This window comes from Aerococcus sp. L_32 (genome assembly GCF_050689315.1).
On the sequence record NZ_JBOEQF010000141.1, the window covers coordinates 1 to 5,390 of the forward strand.

Below are 5,390 nucleotides of genomic sequence, written 5' to 3' on the forward strand. Positions count from 1 at the left end.
TAACGTTCGTTCTTCAAACAAAGACCAAACAGCTTCAATCAAAACACCGAAACTACTGACACTTGAAGAATCATTAGAATTCATGAATGAAGATGAGTACTGTGAAGTAACACCAGAAAGCATTCGTTTGCGTAAATCAATTTTAAACGAAGCTGAACGTGCAAAATCAGCTAAGAAAAAGAACTTAGGTTAATCAATACTCAATGAGGGTATAGAAGTAAATAAGATGATAAGGCGTGGACAAATTGTCTACGCCTTTTTTTGAGATTTAGATTGAGTAGTAGATTAGGTGCTAAAACCTCTTTTATTTTTTATAAAATGAAATAGGATGCCGTTAATGTAGAAGCGGATTATGCTATAATGGATAACTGAGTCATGGTTATCTATACCATTACTGACTTCTAGTATCAATAAATGTATGGCATCATTTAAAATCCATAAAGGAGGGCGATTGTGTCAATGGAATCCAAGGAAAAAAAAGCCCAATCAAATAAGCGAAAACAAAAAGAAGTGAAAGTAAAGAAACAAGCAAAAAAAGAACGTAAAAAAAGTAAACAAGTTAAAGGTGGACCAAGCACGTTTCAGCGAATACTTGCGCATTGTGAGGATTTAAACGGAAAGATTTTGATATTATATGGCTTGTTATTAATAATTGGTTTACTGATGGTGACAACTGCCTCATCCTACCTAGCTACATCATCAGGACAGCCTACATACTATTATTTAGTGAGACAGGGTGCCTTTGCGGTTGTGGGTATGTTAGCCATCTTTATAATTTATATTATCAAGCCAGAAATATGGCGACATCAACGTTTTCAAAGGATGTTATATATAGGTATCACAGTCCTATTAGTTTTTACCTTCATATTTGGGGAAACCATTAATGGGGCTCAAGGTTGGATTGGCGTAGGCGCTTTCTCCATTCAACCCGTCGAGTTTGCAAAACCTGCCTTGGTTATCTTAGTAGCGAATTTTTTAGCTAAAGATGAAGTTCAGGCGGAGATTGCTGAAATAAACAGTCCATTTAAATTGATTACTCATTACAAAAAAGAGACGGCAGCTATTGGTATTTGGTTAACGCTCGTATTCTTCTTCCCTGATGTAGGTGGGGTGCTCATTCTTGGGTCTTTATTTGTCATCCTCCTATTGAATTCAGGTCTAACAATGAAATGGCTGACCAAAACAGTTCTAATAGCAATTATTATGTATATCGCAGTTATTATTGTCTTGAATCTATTTGATTTATCGCATATAGATAATTATCAGATTGCCCGCTTTACCTCTTTTATTAATCCATTCGCGGATGCACAGGATACAGGACTGCAATTAGTTTATGGCTATTATGCCTTATCAAATGGTGGCATCCTTGGACGTGGTGCTGGAAACTCTATCCAAAAACTTGGCTACTTGCCTGAAGCGCACAATGATTTTATTATGACAATTATTGGAGAGGAATTTGGTTTGTGGGGCGTGATGCTTGTACTGGTCTTGTACTTTTCACTAGTGGTTTATATCTTCCACAAGGCTATTAAAATGCGCCGTATATTTGACCAAACCGTTCTTATTGGTGTTGGTTCATACTTTTTGATTCAAGCTTTTGTAAACTTGGGTGGGGTATTAGGCTTAATTCCCTTAACAGGTGTTACCTTCCCCTTCATGTCTTATGGGGGGTCTAGCCTTCTTGTAACGAGTATAATGACAGGTATCGCCTTATCCGTCATCGCCTCTGATCGTTCATGGCGGCGTAGTCTCCAGATGAAAAGGAAGCATGCTCATCAAAATAGTCTGGCTGAAAATGAAAAATAACATTATCTCTAAGAGCAGACCTTTTAAAAGGTCTGTTTTTTTTATATTTACGGATAAAATTGAAAATCATTTCATTTTTATCCAGAAATAAACTTGCAAATTAAGTAAATGCAAAAGTAGATTCTAAAAGCGATTGCCAATAAGGGTTTTTATTACATTTGACTGATGCTGTTAAGCTTTATCAAACGAAATTCTTTCATTATTCTGATATACATTAAGAGAACGATACTGAGGATGTAGGTGTCTATCTCTCAGGGCCTTAATACCATTCCTAACGGGGAATTTTGATAAAGATACCTTAAAAGACTTAGGTGCAACAGCTGTACTTGAAGTACAAAATGGGGTTCAAGCTATATATGGCGGTAAATCTGACTTATACAGCTAAGAAATTAATCAAATTTTGGGGCGAGAAGAATAAAAAATAAAAAAGAAGTTGGGTAAATATATCCAGCTTTTTTTTGGTTATGGGTTTGGTAATAGCTATCAATATTGATATAATATTCAGATAGGAATGTAATCGGTTAGTTGATGATGAACTAGCGGTTACGATGGGAGGAGAGAGGAAATGAAACGTTTAATTTCGGCTAGTGCCAGTGAAATCAACAAGATGGATGCTAGTCAATTGAAACAAGCAATTTTTGCGAGTGAAGGACGGACAATAGTTGCTGAAACCGTAGTGACATCGCCACCTTTGATTCAAGGGCTGTCAAACCCTGAAGTGATGGCGACGTTTGGTGCAGACATCATTGTCTTGAATGAGTTAGATGTGTTTAATCCAGAAATTCCTGGCTTGGAAGAATTTTCTGGGTCAAAAGGGATTATTCAAGAATTGAAGCGACTGATTGGTCGACCAATTGCCATTAATCTAGAACCTGTTGATGAGCGTCAAGATTTGCTTGAAACACGTGTGAAATTGAATCCAGGACGTTTAGTTTCAAAAGAAAGTCTAGAAGCAGCGGACGAATTAGGGGTAGATATGATTCTACTGACGGGGAATCCAGCAACTGGTGTAACCATGTCGGCAATCCGTGAGGCTGTTAAGGTGACGAAAGCACATTTTTCAGGGTTAGTCCTTGCCGGTAAAATGCACGGTGCTGGGCTTACTGAAAGTATTGTGAATGAGGAAGCCTTACTTGGTTTTATGGATGAAGGTGCTGATGGGGTCTTAATCCCAGCTGTCAATACGGTTCCTGGTGTCAATGAACTGGAAAATCACGAGGTGACAAAAAGTATACACGCTCGTGGTGGCTTAGTCATGGCAACAATTGGGACGAGTCAGGAATCAGCGCAAGTTTCTGTGATCGAATCGATTGGTTTATCCAATAAACGTGTTGGGGTGGACTGCCACCATATTGGTGATGGTGCCTACGGTCGGATGCCTGATCCAGAAAATATCACCGCTTTGAGTTTGGCGGTGCGGGGTAAACGTCATACTTATTTTCGTATGGCTCAGTCCGTTAATCGTTAAACGTCATCAAAAAATATAAAAAACTGTCTTTATCAAAAGGGAGGATAAGATGAAAAATTATTTACAAAATTTAGGAAAATCTATTATGTTACCGGTATCTATTTTGCCGGTGGCATCATTATTAATGGGGATTGGCTACTGGATTGACCCAGCAGGACTTTCAGGAGCAGGCTCTAACCAAGCGGCGATATTCTTAATTCAAGCAGGGAATGCCATCATTAATAATTTGCCTATTCTATTTTCAGTTGGTATTGCTACAGGTTTATCAAAAGATGCTAATGGGGCTGCCGGGCTATCTGGTTTAGTAGGTTATCTGATTGTAACCAATCTATTATCTATAGACGGATTGAGTGTTTTACTAAATATGCCAGCTGACCAAGTACCAATGGCTTTCGGCGCAACACAAAATGTCTTTATGGCCATTATTTCTGGTTCAGTATCGGCAGCCTTATATAACCGCTATTCAGGTACTAAATTGCCAACAGCGCTCGCATTCTTCTCAGGTAGACGGTTGATTCCAATCCTAACAGCAGGCGCTATGTTAATCATATCCTTACTGCTGTACTTCGTTTGGCCAGTAGCTTATGACGCTTTAGTAGCATTCGGTACTTTCATCTCAGGCCTTGGCGCGCTTGGTGCTGGTATTTACGGTTTCTTCAACAAATTACTGATTCCAACCGGTTTACACCATGCGCTAAACTCAGTATTCTGGTTTGACTTAATCGGTATTAATGATATTGGAAACTTCTGGGCATCTGAGGGGGTTAAAGGGGTTACTGGTATGTATCAAGCCGGCTTCTTCCCAATCATGATGTTCGGTTTACCTGGGGCAGCTTTAGCCATGTATAAAAACGCAGAATCAAAAGCTAAGAAAATTGCAGCTGGTACTATGATTGCTGGTGCTTTCGCTTCATTCTTTACAGGTATTACTGAACCACTAGAATTTTCATTTATGTTTGCAGCGCCAGGATTATACTTGGTTCACGCCTTCCTAACAGGGGTTTCAATGTTTGTCGCAGCAACCTTCCACTGGACCGCTGGATTTGGGTTCTCAGCAGGGTTAGTTGACTTTGCATTAAGCTTGAATGTGCCGATTGCTAACCAACCATTAATGCTGTTAGTTCTAGGTTTAGTGATGTTCGTGGTTTACTACTTTATCTTTGATTTTGCTATCCGTAAATTCGATTTTGCCACACCAGGACGCAGAGAAAATGCCGTAACTGAAGCAGCGATTACAGAATCTGATTCAGAAACTATTGCTGGCAAAGAGGGTGCTGCGTCCCAAGCTAGCGATGACAAATATTCACGCATGGCCAATGTCATATTTGATGCCGTTGGTGGACAAGATAACATTCGAAGCTACTACAACTGTGCAACACGATTGCGTTTTGAATTAGATGATGTTGACCAAGTCGATCAAGCAAGAATCAAAGGTCTTGGTGTTCCGGGCGTCAATGTCTTAGACAAAAACCACCTACATGTCATTGTGGGTACAGACGTTCAATTCGTTGCCGATGAAATGAAAAAAATAGAAGATCAATAATATTTAAGAGAAGTTGGGGTAAAACTCAGCTTCTTTTTTTACGGCCAAAACGATCAAGAATAAAATAATATCTAAATAAATGATCTTTAATAGTTTTTAATAATTATGATAATAAAATGAGAATTCTTTCATTTTTCTATATCAAAATTGTTCAAAATATGGCAAACTATGATACAATTGGCAAGTGTAAACAAGCGTCAAGTAGTTAGAGACGTAAGAGAGGGAGTTACTATAAATGATCAAAAAAGTATTAGTTGCGAACCGTGGAGAAATCGCAATCCGTATTTTCCGAGCGTGTTTTGAACTAGGAATTAGTACAGTCGCAGTTTATTCACAAGAGGATGAAGGATCAGTTCACCGTTTCAAGGCGGACGAGTCTTATTTATTGTCTAAGGATAAAAAGGCTGTTGAGGCTTATTTAGATATCGAATCGATTATTCAAATTGCGAAAGATGTGAATGCTGACGCGATTCACCCTGGTTACGGCTTCCTGTCTGAAAATACTGAATTTGCGCGTCGTTGTGAGGAAGAGGGCATCAAGTTTATCGGTCCTTCACACGAAATTTTAGATAA

General features: G+C 38.8%; 4 protein-coding genes and 1 pseudogene. All 5 read left to right on the top strand.

The window, feature by feature from the left end; translation table 11 throughout:
• Positions 1 to 193, top strand: a pseudogene (locus tag ACRCJ0_RS08985) (translational GTPase TypA); the annotation flags it as partial.
• Positions 194 to 459: 266 nt separating this feature from the next.
• A complete protein-coding gene (locus tag ACRCJ0_RS08990) occupies positions 460 to 1,806 on the top strand; it encodes an FtsW/RodA/SpoVE family cell cycle protein (RefSeq protein WP_431390231.1) in 1,347 nt (448 codons plus the stop codon).
• 565 nt (positions 1,807 to 2,371) lie between these two features.
• Entirely contained in the window at positions 2,372 to 3,274 is a 903-nt protein-coding gene (locus tag ACRCJ0_RS08995; protein WP_431390228.1) for a haloacid dehalogenase-like hydrolase, read from the top strand.
• Between the two features lie 49 nt (positions 3,275 to 3,323).
• Positions 3,324 to 4,817, top strand: coding sequence for an N-acetylglucosamine-specific PTS transporter subunit IIBC (nagE, locus tag ACRCJ0_RS09000; RefSeq protein WP_431390229.1), 1,494 nt, complete (start codon positions 3,324 to 3,326; stop codon positions 4,815 to 4,817).
• A 235-nt stretch (positions 4,818 to 5,052) separates the two neighbouring features.
• Positions 5,053 to 5,390: biotin carboxylase N-terminal domain-containing protein (locus ACRCJ0_RS09005; protein WP_431390230.1), on the top strand; the 338-nt coding region annotated here is incomplete at its 3' end.